Consider the following 16,314-nt stretch of genomic DNA (forward strand, 5'->3'; position numbering starts at 1 on the left):
TTGATTGTGATTAAAATTTAAAGATCGTCTTTGGAAACTTTGGCCTTTTTGGAAAGCATGATCTGCATACCGACAAAGAAGCTCCGGTAACTTTGTGGCCCTACCGCATACCGGGTTTTTCCATCCGGCGTGTAGCGGTACGTGAATACATTTTTGGTGTTTAATATATTTTCAATCGAGGCATAAAATATCACCAGGTTACCCTTAATGCTTTGCAGCTTACTGGCCTGAATGCTTACATTGTGAACCGCCGGGGTCCTGTCCGCCAGGAAATCATCATTATTAGGATTGTAATAAGGTCTTCCGCTGGTGAATGCATAAGTCATGCTTAGATTGGTCTGGATTTTCTCAAACCACTTTTTGGTGATCAGGCTGACATTGTGATTGGAAATGAAGGTAGGCGTCGCAGATTCCTCAAATTGTTGGAAAAGCCTTTTTGAATCCACGAAGCTGTATGTGATCCAGTAGTCGAAATTCTTAATGGTCTTCTGATCCCGCCAGAAAAAGTCAAAACCGCGTGCATAGCCGTCTCCGCCATTATTGGTTTGCCCCATTGGAAAACGGTACGGATTGGCGTCATAGCTCTGGCCGGTGAATTCCCGTACAAGCTGGTCGTAGTTTTTGTAGAATGTCTCAAATCTGAAAGTCCTTTGATTTTTAATGATCTGGTAATTGATGATCAGGTGATCGGCACGTTCGTAGTTGAGTTTTTTGTTGGTATACAAATAACGGTAGTCCGGATTTTGGTAAAATTGTCCTGCTGCGAGTGATACCTGGCTGTACCTTCCGGTTTTGTATGCGAATGATAACCTTGGGGCAATGTTCGCCCGGCCAATGAGAGAGGAATATTCGCTGCGGATACCGATTCGTCCGGCCAGCTCGCGGGTAATGTAAATTTCTGATTCAACGAATGCAGCGCCGTAGCGGTCATGCAGTTTATAAAGCTTCTCATCGTAGCCATTGGTCAGGTTAATGGCGTGCGCCTCGCCACCGAACAGAATAGTATTGTTTCCAGTAAGCAGCCTGCTTAGCACTACTCTGGCCTGCGTTCTTTCATCGTACCGGTCAAAATTGACACCATCAAATGTCATCTTATCCTTGTTCTTACTGTACGAAAATCCCGAGTTCAATGACCACTGTCCATCTTTCCATGAATCGGTATAAGTACTGGTGGTAAATGCATTCTGATTGCGGAGGTTCAGCTTCATTTTGCCTGTGTCGCTGGAAGGGTCTTTGGAATTCATGCTTAAATCGCTGTCGGAATACATTCCGTACACTTTAAGCACGCCGTTTTTGGTGGGTCTGAGACGGTAAGTCAGCGAGGAGCCTTTGAATTCAGGCTCGTGGAGCCATTCTACATTTTGTTTGACCAGTTTAAAAAGTGGTTTGAGGTTCCCGTAGTAAGCAACCGCAGATATGGATTGGTTTTTAGTCGCATAATCATAATTGAGGCCCGCATTGGCCATATTGAGACTAATACCAAGGCCATTATTACTCGCTTTGTCGGTAGTGTTGAGCAGTAATACCGACGAAAGTGCCTGTCCATATTGTGCCGAATAGCCGCCCGTGCTGAATGATGTTCCTTTAAACATAAAAGGATTGAACCTTCCCCGCTGCTGCACATCCGGTAGTGAGCTGAAAAAGGGATTCTGGACGATCATCCCGTCGATCACCACCTTCGTTTCCTGCCCCGAGCCTCCCCGTACAAAAAGGCCTTCCTGCTCTCCTACCCGCTGCGCGCCAGGCAAAAACTGCATGGCACCGGTAATGTCCGCGGCTGCACCAGCCGTAGTAACAATGTCCAATGGTTTCAGCATGGCCATTCGTTTTTCATCGGAAGCCTCAAATGCACCGGCGGTGATCACCACGGTATTCAGTTCGTTGGCCAGTTCTTCCAGCTTGATCGATAGGCCAGCAGCATCGTCCTTTAAACCAATTTTGCTTTCATAAATTTCATAACCAACGTAGCTGGCGGCAAGTGTGGCGGTATCTTTTTCGGAAGTCTTGAAATTGAAAGTTCCGTTCGCATCTGTGGTTGTACCGTCGTAAGTACCTTTCAGAAACACATTTGCGCCGGGTAATGGATTGCCTTTTTTATCGGTAACCTTCCCTTGAACTACTTTTTGGGAGTAGGCAATGGGTGAAATGAATAACAGTAAATAATAAAAAAGCTTCATGGCTAATAGCATTTGTGTTATTGTTGACACAAAGCTATCGGCCATGAAGCCTGAGCGTTAGTTAATTCCGACGAACTACCGTTTTCAATGGTATGAATTTACCCGGCACCGGAATGAAGAACCGGGTAACTTAAAGCTCCTCTAACAAGATATTTTTCCAGCGTACTTTAATGCCGCCGCCGTCGTGAATCTGTAATGCAATAGAACCATTTGCCGCACCGATTTTGGCATCATCGAAATCCACCATAGCATTGCCATTCAGCCAGGTCTGCGTTTTGTCACCTACTGCGCGGATACGTAGCGTATTCCATTCTCCCATTTTCAAGAAACCCTCTTTTTCGTCAGGTATTTGAACCAGCCAGTTACGGCCATAAGATTCATAAATTCCACCGGTATCGTGGTTTGGCGGTGCTACTTCTACCTGCCAGCCTGAAACTTTGGTACCATCCACAGTAGAGCGGAAGAATACCCCGCTGTTACCATTTGACTCTTGTTTGAACTGAAGAGACAGATCGAAATTCTTGTAAAACTTGTCGGTAGTGAGGTAGCCGTACTTTTTATCGGGGCCGCTTTCGCAGATCAGCTCGCCATTTTCAACATACCATTTTTCGGTACCATTGATTTTCCAGCCAGTAAGGTCTTTTCCGTTAAATAGTTTGACGGGTTTCTTTTCCGGCGCCAGCGAAGGTAGTTTGGTGACTAAGAAAGCGGAGTTAACAAGCAAAATGGTGGCACAGACGACAAGCAATTGTCTAGGTTTTAGCATCATGGTTTTTGGGTTAGGATTAAAAAAAATCGGTCAGGAATTCTGTGAAAATACATTTTCCATTAGTTTTACAGAAATTAACCAATGGGAAAGCTATGAAAAAAAACCGTTTTGCAGGGCGTTGTGTGAGATTTTTTTTAGGTGTAGTAGTGTTTTCAACTGCAGTTTTTTCATGTAAAGAAAGCGCTGATGATTTATTGAAGCCTAAAACCATCACTGATGTTATCATTGAAAACGAACAGTTCAGTATACTAAGAGAAATTGTCTCGTACGCTAAAATGAACGATGCTTTGAGAACTGAGGAACTCACGCTATTTGCTCCCGATAACAACGCATTTGGCAAAGCCAACATTTTCAGTTCGAGCAAGTACACTAATAAAGATACTGCCCAGGCTTTCATTGAAAATCATATCATTGTAAAGAAAGTTATCAAGTATGTTGATTTTAAAGCCAGTGTTGAAAAATCGAAGAACAAAAAGGACCTCAGCATTACAAAAATCGATAGCATAGTAGCAATTAATAAATCTGACATTGTGATTAGGGACGTCCATGCAGACAATGGGATCATTCAGGTGATAGATAGCCTGGTAGTAAAGTAATTGACATTATACCAAATTAAAAGGCCCGGATGATCTGATCATCCGGGCCTTTTAATTTGTTTTTCAGCTATTAAAACTGTTCAAGATGTGCGAAGAAGAAATTGCCTTCTATATCTGCATTTTCATCTGAATCAGATCCGTGGATTGCATTTGCTTCAATGGATTTGGCAAACAGTTTACGGATAGTGCCTTCGTCTGCATTGGCAGGATTAGTCGCACCGATCAATGTACGGAAATCAGCTACCGCGTTCTCTTTTTCCAAAATCATCGGAACAATAGGACCGGAAGACATATATTGGCAAAGATCATTATAGAAAGGGCGCTCACTGTGAACTGCATAGAATTGTCCGGCACGTTCCGGCGTAAGCTGCGTCTTTTTCAAAGCTACTACACGAAAACCCGCTGCTTCGATCATCTTAATAATAGAACCCGTATTACCGTCCTGTACGGCATCCGGCTTGATCATTGTGAATGTTTTATTCGTTGGCATACTATTGGCTAAATTTTATTTTGGTGCAAAACTACTCTTTTTCACTTTAAATTTCCCTTACCAGCCGGGTTACCACGTCTGATTGATAAAACATCGCCTGATAGCCAGCCTTTAGTGCCGAGGATTGAGCAAATCCCAACAGTTTTATTAATTTTGTGGGCTCAAAGCAATACTGAAGTCTCCCCTTTTGAATTAAATAACTGTGAATCAAACCATTGAAGAGCTAAGCTCTTTCTTATCCCATCCCCAAAAAATCATCATTACGATGCACCGTGACCCTGATGCTGACGCTTTGGGATCATCACTTGGATGGGCCAGTTATCTGATCAAAAAAGGCCATGATGTTACAGTAATCAGTCCGACGGAGTACACGGCGAACCTTAAATGGATGTCGGGTATAGCGGATGTGCTGGTGTATGAAAAGTCGGCAGATCAGGGTAAATGCAAGAGGAAAATAGAGCAGGCTACATTGATTTGCTGTTTGGATTTTTCGGCACTTTCACGTTTGAAAGACCTTGGAAAAGTAGTTCAGGATGCTGCTGCCCCGAAGTTAATGATCGACCATCACCTTGAACCTGAGCATTTTGCAAAATGGATGATCTGGGATACACACGCAGCCGCTACCGCTCAGCTGGTTTATTCCCTGGTCAAGGAATTGGAAGGAGGCTTACCCGCTGATCAGCTTTTTGATGTTCCTACCGCCGAAAACCTGTACGCAGGTATCATGACGGATACAGGTTCATTCAGGCATGGGAATGTTACTCCGGAAGTACATTTGGCAGTAGCGGATCTGATGCTGACGGGTTTTGATTCTAGCCGTGTTCACAGAATGATCTACGACAATGCACCATTATCGAGGTTGCAATTCCTGGGTTACGTGCTTTCGCAAAAACTGGTAGTATTACCCGAATATCGGACTGCTTATATGGTACTGACGGAAGCTGAGTTACTCAAATTTCATTCGAGTACCGGTGAAACAGAAGGTATTGTGAATTATGGATTGCAGGTTGAAAATGTGGTGATGTCGGCCATGTTCATTGAAAGAAAAGGAGAAGTAAAAATTTCTTTCCGGTCGGTAGGAACATTTTCAGTGAGAGACCTGGCCAGTACCCATTTTAGCGGTGGCGGACACAAAAATGCATCGGGCGGACGTTCAGAACAATCAGTAAATGAAACGGTTGCCTATTTTTTAAGTGTTCTTCCGGCATACCAACAGGAACTTTTAAACGTTGACTAAACTTAAATTCTTATCTTAAAATTTACCAAATATTTTTTTAATTAACACAATCCAATGAATCTTAAAACAATCGGTTATGCGATGGGCATAACTATTCTCGCAGCCGCTTGCAACAAATACAAGACGCAGGTTACGGAATCAGGCTTAAAATATCAGATTTTTGATCATGATGATGATGCAAGAAAAGCCAAATTAGGAGATATTATGTCTTTCCACATGGTTTTGAAAAACGGCGCCGACTCCACGCTTCGCGATACTTACAAAGAGGGTAATCCTTATAAAATGGTATTGCAAGCTCCTCAGTATAAAGGAAGCTTTGAAGAAGGTTTGACATTGCTGGCTACCGGCGACAGTGCCAAATTTATGATCAATGCGGATACCATGTTTGCTAAAATCGGTCAGCCGATGCCTCCGATGATCAAAAAAGGATCGGAGCTAACATTTACCGTGAAGGTTGTGAGTGTGCTTACTTCGGAGGAATTCCAGAAGAAACAGTCGGAGTCTGCTGTGAAGCAAAAAGCAGTTGACGCAAAAACGATCGAAGCATTCCTTGCTAAAAATAATCTGAAAGCGAAAGCACGTAAAACTGCTTCTGGCCTATATTATGTACCTCAGGTTGAAGGTGCAGGAGCTAGTCCTGCAGCCGGAGATAATGTAAAAGTGCATTACACTGGGAAATTCCTTGACGGAAAAGAATTTGACAGCTCTAAAAACCAGGGCAAGCCTCTTGATCTGCAAGTAGGCGCCGGAATGGTGATCCCAGGATGGGAAGAAGGTATTATGTTGATGAAAAAAGGAGAAAAAGGATTGTTGCTTATTCCATCAGGACTTGCTTATGGCCCGGAAGCATACGGCCCGATCCCTGGAAACTCAGTACTTCAATTTGAAATGGAACTGATTGATTTCTCAAAAGGACAGCCTGCACCTGCTGGCCCTCCGGTGGCTCCTCCGACAAAATAATCTTAACAGAATTTTTAAAACGGCTGCTTCACAAGAGTAGCCGTTTTTTTATGTAAAATGCAGTTCGATTACCATACATTCTTTCTATGAAACTTTGCTTCGCAACTAATAATCTGCACAAATTAGAGGAAATACAAGCATTACTAGGCACCCATTTTGAATTGGTTACATTAAAAGATATTGGATGTGATGTCGACATTCCTGAACCTTATAATACCATTGCTGAAAACTCAAAAGGAAAGGCGGAATACGTTTGGGACAACTTTGGTATCAGTTGTTTTGCTGATGATACCGGCCTGGTTGTAGACGCACTGAATGGTGAACCGGGAGTCAAATCGGCTCGGTATGCCGGCCCGCAGCGCGACGCCGGCGATAACATTGCATTATTACTTAAAAATCTGGCTGGACTACCTGATCCTGCAGCCAGGTTTATTACTGTGATCACTTTGGTAGTAAATGGCTATTACCATCAGTTTGACGGAAGCGTGGAAGGTACAATTATCTTCGAAAAACGGGGTAGCAATGGTTTTGGGTACGATCCCGTGTTCCTTCCGGAAGGCCACGACCGGACATTTGCGGAAATGACTTTGGCAGAAAAGTCCTCGCTCAGTCACCGTGCACGTGCATTTGCCAAACTGGTAGATTTCCTCAAAACATCGCAGGACTTACAATAAACAACGTTTCTTTCTGTCATTCTTAAAAATCAACACTATGTCGGACTTTAAAATAGAAGATTACCGTATTGACGGCACGTCGAAATTTGACATCAAAAAAGCCAAGACCAAATTCAAGGACATTTACGATACTAAAGAGGAGTACGAAACGATGCAAAGTGAATCGGCGAAGGAGCTGGATGAACTGCAAAGTATGATGTATGCACATAACCGATACGGCTTACTCGTCATTTTCCAGGCAATGGATGCTGCGGGAAAGGATGGGACGATCAAACATGTTCTTTCAGGTGTAAATCCGGTGGGGGTTAAAATCCATTCATTCAAACGCCCCACTGAGACTGAACTAGAGCATGATTTCCTTTGGCGGACCAATCAGGTATTACCGCAGCGCGGCACCATCACGATCTTTAACAGGAGCTATTACGAGGAGGTACTGGTGGTGAAAGTAGAACCGGATATCCTGACCAAATCCCAACGCCTGCCCCTCGAACTCACCGAGGATCTTGATAAGGTGTGGAAGCACCGGTACTCAGATATTCGCAGCCTCGAAAAGTACCTGTATCGCAATGGGATCCGGGTCATTAAATTTTTCTTGAATGTATCAAAAGAAGAACAAGCCGCCCGCCTCATCGAACGCATTGAAGATCCTTCTAAAAATTGGAAATTTGAAGAGCAGGATGTGAAGGTGCGCGATAAGTGGAACGAGTATATGGCTGCTTATGAAACGTGCATTAATGAAACCGCATCCAAAAAAGCTCCCTGGTACGTTGTTCCAGCAGATGACAAAAAAAATCTCCGGCTGACGGTAAGCCGGATCATTACCGAGGAGTTAAAAAATATGAAGATGTCTTATCCAGATTCGGGCCCTGAGAGAACGGAAGAATTGAAAAGTTTTATTGAGGTCATTAATAATCAAAACAAAGTCTAACCGCCTTAAACGCAAAAAATGCGGCTGATTAATCAGCCGCATTATAGCTATGCATGGTGTGAAGTTAAGCCTTATTTCTTGATGGTGAAATTTCCACCTCCAATTTTATAACCTTCTGCATACAGCTCCACATTGTATTTTCCCGGACGGAACTGAGAAGTGTTATCGTACAACATTTCAACTTTCTGATTGTTGTTTTGATATGCTATTGATTCACGTGTCGTAAATTTAGACGGCGCTCCATCAACTTCAAATTCTCCTGAGCCAGTAGCATTGTCAGCTAAAACTGCTCCTTCCGGATCCAATACCCGTACATAAATATCTTTCGATTCCTGAGCAGTTAGCTCATTTTCAGGCAGGTTGAAAACCAATTTCAGTTTGTCAACACGGCTTGCTTTGTACTCTTCTTTATCTTTTACTTTTCCTCTTGAGTTAACAGTCAGGATTTTCAGGTTCTGAGCTTTTAGCGAAGCAGCCTTTGTTACTTTGTCGCTCAACTCTTTATTAGCAGCCGTAAAGGTCACTACTGAGTCAGATAATTCTGCCTGGCGTTGTACCAGCCTCTCACGCTCGCTTGTAAGTGATCCTACGTGTGTGCTCAACGAGTCGTTAGATGCTACCAAATGTTCGTTTTCAGCTTTCAACTGAGCGATCATTTCGTCTTTCTCTGTCAGGAATTTTTCGTATTCCTTGATCTTTCCAAGATACTTGTTGGTTTCAACTTTTTTGCTGCGGCTAAATGCCAGTTTATCAGCTTCCAGTTTCTCCTTTACTTTTGTCAATTCTGTGATGTCTCCACCTAATCTTTCAACTTCTGCAATTTTAGCGTCAAGTACTGTCGATATCGAATCCAGTTTAGTTTTCGTAACAGCTAATTCTCTCGCTTTCTCAACTACCATCGATTCCTGAGTAGTCAACTCTTGCTTCTGAGTTGTAAACAGGTAGCCAAACATGGCTGTTGCTAGCCCAAGGACAACTACCATCGCCCACGCTATGCTTTGCTTATTTTTCTGTTCTGGTTGCATTGAAATTAGATTTGTTTTGTGATTTAGTTTACATGTTGACAGGTTAAATTGTCCGGGTCTACATGGTATTGCGTTCAGTACAACCAATTCTGTGCCGAATTAGCATTTGACATCATTATAATGACTTTCTCCCCGATCGATAGAATAGCCTTAAACCGCAAAAAAGAGGCAAAATGTGGTCATTTTGCCTCTTTTTTAGTCGAAACTGGGAAGGTGTGAATTTTCGGGTATTACCTGAAAAAGCAGAATCATGTTTTGAAAATTTGGGTAATGTTTACCCAAAATATGGTGTAAGAGTACAACCCAAACTCAATCAAAAACCCTCTAAAATCCAATATTTGCTTTAATATCGAAAGCTTTGCGATCCATAAAGATCAGCTTCTGATATCCGTTTACTGCATAGGAAGTCAATTCCAGCAGATTATTTTTCTTTGAACAGGCTAGTTCAATGGTCTTTTCAGATTTATATATCTTGTTAACCGATTGAAACCGGGCTTTGACATAGATTGGTTGGTGAAGATTGGTATCCGTAACGATTTTCAGATAACGAACAGGCAGCTCAACATTGGCTTTGAGTGTGTACTCGTACGTCGCAGAGTCTTTTCTTTCAACAATATAACTCGATCGGTAAGAAGGTTTGTTAAGATCCGCCTGGACAAATAATTCCAGCTCCTTTTTCCAGTCAATGTCTTTTGATTTATTGGAGACCGTTTTTCGATCCAGCCCAACGATTTTGGTAACAATCGGTCTTTTATCATTCAGATATACGATCTGATTCTCAATAAAACTTTTCAAATCGAAATAGAATTTCTCTTCCTTATTACGATCTTCTTCATTTTGACATGCTGCTAAAAGGACGCCGATCAGTACAAAAAAGACAACGAGGAATCTCTTTAATGTGGGATTCAAGTAATTAGAATAAATCTTGTGACGCATTTTAATTTAGTTCACCGGAATGATGAATAACAAAAAACAGAGAGCCCAGTGGGCTCTCTGCAAAATTAACACCTTTTAAACAGGTTAAGTTTACAAAATGCTCGTACCTGTCATTTCAGCTGGCTTAGGTATTCCCATAAGCTCTAAAATGGTAGGAGCGATATCCGCAAGCTTTCCGTCTTTGATTGGAGTTTGATAATTATTATCTACCAATATGCAAGGCACCAGGTTCAACGAGTGCGCTGTATTTGGAGAACCGTCATCATTCGACATGTAATCTGAATTTCCATGATCAGCAATGATTATGGATGAATAACCGTGGTCCAGCCCTGTCGTCACGACTGCCTGCACACATTGGTCGACTGTTTCGCATGCTTTCACAGCTGCTTCGAAAACACCTGTATGACCCACCATATCCGGATTGGCGAAGTTAAGGCAGACAAAATCTACCTCTTCCTTTTTCAATTCAACAATGATGGAATCCCTGAGACATGGGGCAGACATTTCTGGTTGAAGATCATATGTAGCTACTTTAGGTGAGGCACAAAGCAACCTGCTTTCTCCCTCAAATGTCTTTTCCCGTCCACCGGAGAAGAAAAAGGTAACGTGAGGGTATTTTTCCGTTTCAGCAATGCGAATCTGTTTTTTGCCTACTGATTCCAAAACTTCTCCCAGCGTATTATTGAGGTTGTCCTTATCAAATATCACGTCTACACCTTTGTAAGTATCATCATAATTGGTCATGGTGATGTAACGAAGGTTCAGTTTGTGCATGTTTTGCTCGTGGAAATCCTGTTGCGTAAGCACTTCTGTGATTTCCCGTCCACGGTCCGTTCTGAAATTAAAGCACAATACTACATCACCGTCTTCAATTAAAGCGACAGGAGCACCCGCTTCATCCGTTGCTATGATAGGAAGAATGAATTCATCCGTTACACCTTCTTCGTAAGATGCCTTTACAGCTTTCAACACATCCGCTGTGGGCACATGCTTTCCTTCGCCATGAACCATGGCATCGTAGGCCAGTTTCACACGTTCCCAGCGTTTATCACGATCCATTGCGTAGTAACGACCGGTAATGCTTGCAATCTTACCCGTAGTTTGCGCCATTGCATCCGTCAGCTCAGTCAGGAAACCCAGACCACTTTTAGGATCACAATCGCGACCATCTGTAAAAGCGTGTACAAATACACTTGAAAGACCTTTATCCGCAGCAATTTTACAAAGCCCTTTCAAATGGTCGATATGAGAATGTACACCTCCGTCGGACACCAGCCCTATAAAGTGTACTTTCTTACCCGTTTGTTTGGCATAGTCCAATGCATTCGTCAAAACTGGCTCTTGCCCCAAAGTACCTTCGGAAACAGCGAGATTAATTTTAACAAGATCCTGGTATACTACCCGTCCGGCACCGAGGTTGGTATGCCCCACCTCTGAGTTGCCCATCTGCCCGTCAGGGAGACCTACTGCCAAGCCACTTGCTTCCAGCTTGCTATGAGGATATTTTTGCAGAATGCTGTCGTAAAAAGGAGTATTTGCAGCAATGACAGCTGAACGGTTTTCTTCGCCGAATTTGGCGATCCCCCAACCGTCCATGATGATAAGAATTACTTTCTTGCTCAATGTGGTGGAAAATTAAAAATTAAGAATGGAGTTGAGAGGACGATAAGACTATTCCTCTTTTTTACTTTCAACAGGCTGATTGTTTTCGTCAACAATCACATAAACCTCTTCTTTGGGTCGCCGCATCATGAATTTTTCACGCGCCCATTTTTCAAGCATCTTTGGATTTCCAAACACTTCATTCCGTTCCTTTTTCACTTGTCCGATCTTTTCAAGCAGTACGGCCTTTTCTTTTTCCAGGTCTTTCATCTTCATCCGATTGGAAACTACCACCCGCATGTTGTTATTATCAAGGAATAGTATCCACACCAGCCACGCAACCAGCGTAGCGATATAGAAGTTTTTCATCGAATTAAGTGACCAGAATGAGTTGTTTTTCACTTTGAGATACCCTAAAACGAAAACCGGAGCCTATGGCTCCGGTTTTCAATGAAAATATTAGAATTTCAATCCCGGGAAGTAAGCGCTTTCTCCAAGCTCTTCTTCGATACGCAGCAATTGATTGTATTTCGCCATACGGTCAGAACGCGAAGCAGAACCTGTTTTGATCTGTCCTGTGTTCAATGCTACTGCAAGATCCGCGATTGTTGAATCCTCAGTTTCACCTGAACGGTGTGACATAATGCTCTTGTAGCTATTACGCTTTGCAAGATTAACAGTATCAATGGTTTCAGTCAATGTACCGATCTGGTTAACCTTAACAAGAACTGCATTGGCGATTTGTGACTCGATTCCTTGTTGCAGACGTGTTACGTTTGTTACAAACAAATCATCACCTACCAGTTGGCATTTGCTACCAACAGATTCAGTCAAAGTTTTCCAGCCAGCCCAGTCATCCTCATCCATACCGTCTTCGATAGAAATGATAGGATATTTAGCAACCCACTGAGTCCAGTAGTCAGCCATTTCAGGTGACGTCAATTTACGGCCATCTGATTTTTTGAAATGGTACAATCCATTTTCATAGAATTCAGAAACAGCAGCATCCATAGCGATAAAGATGTCTTCGCCCGGCTTGAATCCAGCTTTTTCGATAGCTTGAATTACGATTTCGATAGCTTCCTCGTTGGACTTGATGTTAGGGGCAAAACCACCTTCATCACCTACGTTCGTTGAATATCCTTTGCTTTTCAAAACAGTTTTAAGCGTATGGAATACTTCCACGCCCATACGTAGCGCCTGAGAGAATGTATCCGCTTTGGCAGGCATGATCATAAACTCCTGGAAATCGATTGAGTTATCCGCGTGGCTTCCACCATTCAGGATGTTCATCATCGGAACAGGCAGCGTATTGGCATTAGTACCTCCTACGTAACGATACAAAGGAAGGTTAGCTTCCTGTGCAGCAGCTTTCGCAGCAGCCAGTGACACACCTAAAATTGCATTGGCACCTAACTTGCTTTTGTTAGGAGTACCGTCCAATTCCAGCATGATTTTATCGATCAGGTTTTGTTCAAAAACCGAGCAGCCTATCAGTTCAGGGAAGATAATATCATTTACATTTTCAACCGCTTTCAAAACCCCTTTTCCAACATATACGCTCTTGTCATCATCACGAAGTTCAACGGCCTCATGCTTTCCGGTGGAAGCACCAGACGGAACAGCAGCGCGTCCTAAATAACCATTTTCGGTACGAATATCTACTTCTACAGTGGGGTTTCCTCTTGAATCCAGAATTTGTCTTGCATGTACTGATTGAATCGTACTCATTTGCAGCTTGTGGTTTTGATTAAAAAATTGAATATGTTAACGCTACAAAATAACACAAAAAAATTGTCATCCATAAACACCAATGCATTTTAAGCGAAATTTACACCCTCAAAAAGTCAATCATTTAACATGAACTTAATACTCGGTCAAATTACACTGAAACTTGGTTCGCTTGTAACGCTAGATGCTCAAACACAATTGTTTAAAAACATCTTTATACGAAAAAATCCCTCGATGGAGAGATTTTTTCGTAATGGATTAATTTGCACTCAGCAAATTGATGAAGTCATCGAAAAGGTACCGCGAGTCGTGCGGCCCTGGTGATGCTTCCGGGTGATATTGTACGGAGAAGGCAGGATAATCCTTTCTTCTTATCCCTTCAATCGTTTTATCATTCAAATTAACGTGGGTAATTTCGATATCCGGGTGGTCTTCGATCTCATCTGGGTTAACTGCAAAACCGTGATTCTGTGAGGTAACCTCGCACATTCCGGTTATTAAATTTTTCACAGGATGGTTCAATCCCCTGTGACCATGATGCATTTTGTAAGTATTAATTCCACTTGAAAGAGCCAGTAGCTGGTGTCCAAGACATATCCCGAACAATGGCTTGCTGCTCTCGATCATTTTGTTTACACTTTCCACCGCATATGGCATGGCAGAGGGATCACCAGGTCCATTGGATATGAAGAATCCATCAGGTTGCCATTCCATTAATTCTTCAAATGGTGTTTTGGCAGGAAAAACCTTGCAATAACAACCTCTTAAAGTCAGGTTAGTAAGAATGCTCTTCTTGATTCCGTAGTCCATTACCGCGACGCGCCATTTGCTTTCGCCCTCATCTCCCACGAAGTAAGGTTCCTCCGTAGTAACTTGCGATGATAATTCGAGACCATCCATAGACGGGATTTTTTTCAACTCCTCCATCAATAGAGACTCATCAAGAATCTCCGACGAGATAATGGCATTCATCACACCTTTCTCTCGCACATGCCTTACCAGGTGTCTCGTGTCCACATTGCTGATACCAACAATATTGGCTCTTTCAAAATACTCCTGCAAAGAGAAGTCCGCGGTGTCGCGAGAATATATCTGGGAAAAAGTGTTGCACACCATTCCTTTGATTTTTACCGACGCGGATTCCTCCTCATCTTCGAGTTGCACTCCATAGTTACCAATGTGCGAATTGGTATTGACAATGATTTGGCCGTAATAGGAAGGATCAGTGTAAATCTCCTGATAACCTGTCATTCCGGTATTAAAGCAAATCTCACCGCCGGTTGTTCCATGTATTCCCAAAGCTAGTCCTTTGTATGCTGTTCCGTCTTCAAGCAACAACAGAGCTTCCTTTTTTTGATTCATATATGGTTAAATCTATTTTTTCAGCTTAACAAGAGGTATCCTCTTCAATGGTCTACTAAAATTTTCTGCAAAAGTACAGATTTTTACTCATAAAAAAGGGTTAAACGAAATCGTTCAACCCTTTTCCTATATTGATGTTATTACCAAAACTATTCCTTTTCAGTGTTGCCTGGTAATTCGTCTGCTTCCGGAGCTTCCTCAGCAGCAGGTTCTGATTCTGCTACAATTGGATGATCTGCCTTTTTCACAGGAGTCGCAGAAACCTCTGTTTCTGATCCTTCTGCTTTTTTACCGCCTCTTCTGCTACGACGTGTTTTCGCTGGTTTGTCAGCATTAGCTAAAAGAAGAGCGTCATTGAAATCAACTAACTCGATCAAAGCAGTTTCCGCTGCATCACCAAGGCGACTGCCCAATTTGATGATACGGGTATAACCACCCGGACGATCTGCAATTTTATCTGAAACAACTCCAAAAAGCTCTTTTGTAGATTCTTTGTCGTTCAAATAAGAAAAAACTACCCTTCTATTATGTGTAGAATCTTCTTTTGCACGAGTTAACAGAGGCTCAACATACTTACGAAGTTCTTTTGCCTTTGCTAATGTTGTTTCAATTCTTTTGTGAAGAATCAAAGAGGTAGCCATGTTAGAAAGCATTGCCTTGCGGTGGGATGCTGTTCTACCTAAATGATTATCTTTCTTACCGTGTCTCATTGTTTAATTGTTTAGTTGCTTCGAGCTGCGAGTTACTGCGCGCTACAGAATACATACTTATGATGGAATATTAATTAATCCTCGTCGAGGCGATATTTCGCCACATCCATTCCAAATGTGAGTTGTTTGTCAGCAACAAGTTGCTCCAACTCAGTAAGAGACTTTTTACCAAAATTACGGAACTTCATCATGTCCGAAATTTCCAGCCTTACTAAATCACCAAGAGATTTAACATCCGCTGATTTTAAGCAGTTATATGCACGTACTGAAAGATCCAGTTCAGACAATGAAGTCTTCAACAGTTTTCTCATACGCAACATTTCTTCGTCCACCTGATTATCTTCTTCTGCTTTCTGCTTCTCAAACGTCATAGTTTGATCGGAGAATAGCATAAAATGTTGAATCAGAATATTAGCAGCACCTTTCAACGCATCCTCAGGGTGGATAGAACCATCCGTCTGAATATCGATTAAAAGACGTTCGTAATCCGTACGTTGTTCAACACGTGTATTTTCAACACTGTATTTAACATTCTTGATAGGTGTGTAGATTGAGTCTACTGCGATGTATCCAAATGGCAATTCATTGGCACGTGGTTCGTCGGCAGGTACATATCCTCTTCCTTTGTCCAACAGAAGTTCCATTTCGAACTCCTTTTGATCATCAATATGACAAATTACCTGATCTGGGTTCAAGACTTCAAAAGCGTTGGTAAACTTGCCAATGTCACCGGCAGTAATAACCGATACATTTTTAAGGTTTACTACGATTCTGCTTTCGTTCAAATCAGAAACTTTTTTAAAACGAACCATTTTAAGGTTCAGGATGATTTCTGTTACATCCTCAACTATACCTTCGATAGAAGAAAATTCATGAAGAACACCAGGGAACTTCACGCTCGTAATGGCATAACCTTCCAAAGATGAAAGAAGTATTCTGCGTAACGCATTACCAATGGTTACGCCGTATCCTTTCTCTAAAGGCTTAAACTCAAACAACCCGTGAAAGTCATCTGCTTTTTCCATGACGACCTTATCAGGCATTTGGAAAGCTAATATTGACATAGTCCTTGCTCCTTTTATAGTAGTAAATGATAGTTGATCACGCTACCGTTACC

The 16,314-nt window shown here is 42.2% G+C and carries 16 protein-coding genes; 5 read left to right on the forward strand and 11 right to left on the reverse strand.

Translation table 11 applies throughout. The features are described 5' to 3' along the window. Positions 1 to 17: 17 nt before the first annotated feature. Together ABIO93_RS15780 and ABIO93_RS15785 are read right to left on the reverse strand one after the other, a co-directional pair. On the reverse strand, positions 18 to 2,177 hold the full coding sequence (locus ABIO93_RS15780; protein WP_348069313.1) for a TonB-dependent receptor: 2,160 nt from the start codon (positions 2,175 to 2,177) through the stop codon (positions 18 to 20). A 130-nt stretch (positions 2,178 to 2,307) separates the two neighbouring features. Next, positions 2,308 to 2,943 (reverse strand): DUF1080 domain-containing protein, encoded by a 636-nt coding sequence (locus ABIO93_RS15785; RefSeq protein ID WP_348069338.1) that lies wholly within the window; start codon positions 2,941 to 2,943, stop codon positions 2,308 to 2,310. Between the two features lie 95 nt (positions 2,944 to 3,038). Here ABIO93_RS15785 and ABIO93_RS15790 point away from each other — a divergent pair, with 95 nt between their 5' ends. Further along, positions 3,039 to 3,542: a fasciclin domain-containing protein gene (locus ABIO93_RS15790; protein WP_348069315.1), complete on the forward strand. Its 504-nt coding sequence runs from the start codon at positions 3,039 to 3,041 to the stop codon at positions 3,540 to 3,542. A gap of 70 nt (positions 3,543 to 3,612) precedes the next feature. Here the strand turns inward: ABIO93_RS15790 and ABIO93_RS15795 are convergent, their stop codons facing one another. After that, positions 3,613 to 4,032 (reverse strand): nucleoside-diphosphate kinase, encoded by a 420-nt coding sequence (locus ABIO93_RS15795; RefSeq protein WP_348069316.1) that lies wholly within the window; start codon positions 4,030 to 4,032, stop codon positions 3,613 to 3,615. A 202-nt stretch (positions 4,033 to 4,234) separates the two neighbouring features. Here ABIO93_RS15795 and ABIO93_RS15800 point away from each other — a divergent pair, with 202 nt between their 5' ends. The 4 genes from ABIO93_RS15800 to ABIO93_RS15815 all read left to right on the forward strand — a co-directional run bounded on the left by ABIO93_RS15800 (position 4,235) and on the right by ABIO93_RS15815 (position 7,831). Next, entirely contained in the window at positions 4,235 to 5,269 is a 1,035-nt protein-coding gene (locus ABIO93_RS15800; protein WP_348069318.1) for a DHH family phosphoesterase, read from the forward strand. A gap of 54 nt (positions 5,270 to 5,323) precedes the next feature. Continuing rightward, on the forward strand, positions 5,324 to 6,229 hold the full coding sequence (locus ABIO93_RS15805) for an FKBP-type peptidyl-prolyl cis-trans isomerase (protein WP_348069320.1): 906 nt from the start codon (positions 5,324 to 5,326) through the stop codon (positions 6,227 to 6,229). An 86-nt stretch (positions 6,230 to 6,315) separates the two neighbouring features. Further along, complete coding sequence (gene rdgB, locus ABIO93_RS15810; protein WP_348069321.1) at positions 6,316 to 6,903, forward strand: RdgB/HAM1 family non-canonical purine NTP pyrophosphatase; 588 nt, start codon at positions 6,316 to 6,318, stop codon at positions 6,901 to 6,903. A 37-nt stretch (positions 6,904 to 6,940) separates the two neighbouring features. Continuing rightward, on the forward strand, positions 6,941 to 7,831 hold the full coding sequence (locus tag ABIO93_RS15815; RefSeq protein WP_348069323.1) for a polyphosphate kinase 2 family protein: 891 nt from the start codon (positions 6,941 to 6,943) through the stop codon (positions 7,829 to 7,831). 71 nt (positions 7,832 to 7,902) lie between these two features. On the opposite strand, the gene ABIO93_RS15820 is transcribed toward ABIO93_RS15815, so the two are convergent. The 8 genes from ABIO93_RS15820 to ABIO93_RS15855 all read right to left on the reverse strand — a co-directional run bounded on the left by ABIO93_RS15820 (position 7,903) and on the right by ABIO93_RS15855 (position 16,261). Next, positions 7,903 to 8,856 (reverse strand): hypothetical protein, encoded by a 954-nt coding sequence (locus ABIO93_RS15820; protein WP_348069324.1) that lies wholly within the window; start codon positions 8,854 to 8,856, stop codon positions 7,903 to 7,905. A gap of 324 nt (positions 8,857 to 9,180) precedes the next feature. Beyond that, positions 9,181 to 9,792 carry a hypothetical protein gene (locus tag ABIO93_RS15825; protein ID WP_348069326.1) on the reverse strand — a complete coding sequence of 204 codons (612 nt, stop codon included), beginning with the start codon at positions 9,790 to 9,792 and terminating at the stop codon, positions 9,181 to 9,183. Between the two features lie 90 nt (positions 9,793 to 9,882). After that, a complete protein-coding gene (gene gpmI / locus ABIO93_RS15830) occupies positions 9,883 to 11,415 on the reverse strand; it encodes a 2,3-bisphosphoglycerate-independent phosphoglycerate mutase (protein ID WP_348069328.1) in 1,533 nt (510 codons plus the stop codon). A 48-nt stretch (positions 11,416 to 11,463) separates the two neighbouring features. Continuing rightward, the gene (locus ABIO93_RS15835; protein WP_348069329.1) at positions 11,464 to 11,763 is read right to left on the reverse strand and encodes a septum formation initiator family protein; all 300 of its coding nucleotides are present in this window, start codon (positions 11,761 to 11,763) and stop codon (positions 11,464 to 11,466) included. Positions 11,764 to 11,853: 90 nt separating this feature from the next. After that, positions 11,854 to 13,125: a phosphopyruvate hydratase gene (eno, locus tag ABIO93_RS15840; protein ID WP_348069331.1), complete on the reverse strand. Its 1,272-nt coding sequence runs from the start codon at positions 13,123 to 13,125 to the stop codon at positions 11,854 to 11,856. A gap of 258 nt (positions 13,126 to 13,383) precedes the next feature. Beyond that, positions 13,384 to 14,487, reverse strand: a complete 1,104-nt coding sequence (carA, locus tag ABIO93_RS15845) for a glutamine-hydrolyzing carbamoyl-phosphate synthase small subunit (protein WP_348069333.1) — start codon at positions 14,485 to 14,487, stop codon at positions 13,384 to 13,386. Positions 14,488 to 14,636: 149 nt separating this feature from the next. Next, a complete protein-coding gene (gene rplQ, locus ABIO93_RS15850; RefSeq protein WP_348069335.1) occupies positions 14,637 to 15,197 on the reverse strand; it encodes a 50S ribosomal protein L17 in 561 nt (186 codons plus the stop codon). Positions 15,198 to 15,271: 74 nt separating this feature from the next. Beyond that, positions 15,272 to 16,261: a DNA-directed RNA polymerase subunit alpha gene (locus tag ABIO93_RS15855; protein WP_026631251.1), complete on the reverse strand. Its 990-nt coding sequence runs from the start codon at positions 16,259 to 16,261 to the stop codon at positions 15,272 to 15,274. Positions 16,262 to 16,314: the final 53 nt, after the last annotated feature.

This window comes from Dyadobacter sp. (assembly GCF_039919315.1).
In the GTDB taxonomy this organism is placed as follows: Bacteria; Bacteroidota; Bacteroidia; order Cytophagales; family Spirosomataceae; genus Dyadobacter.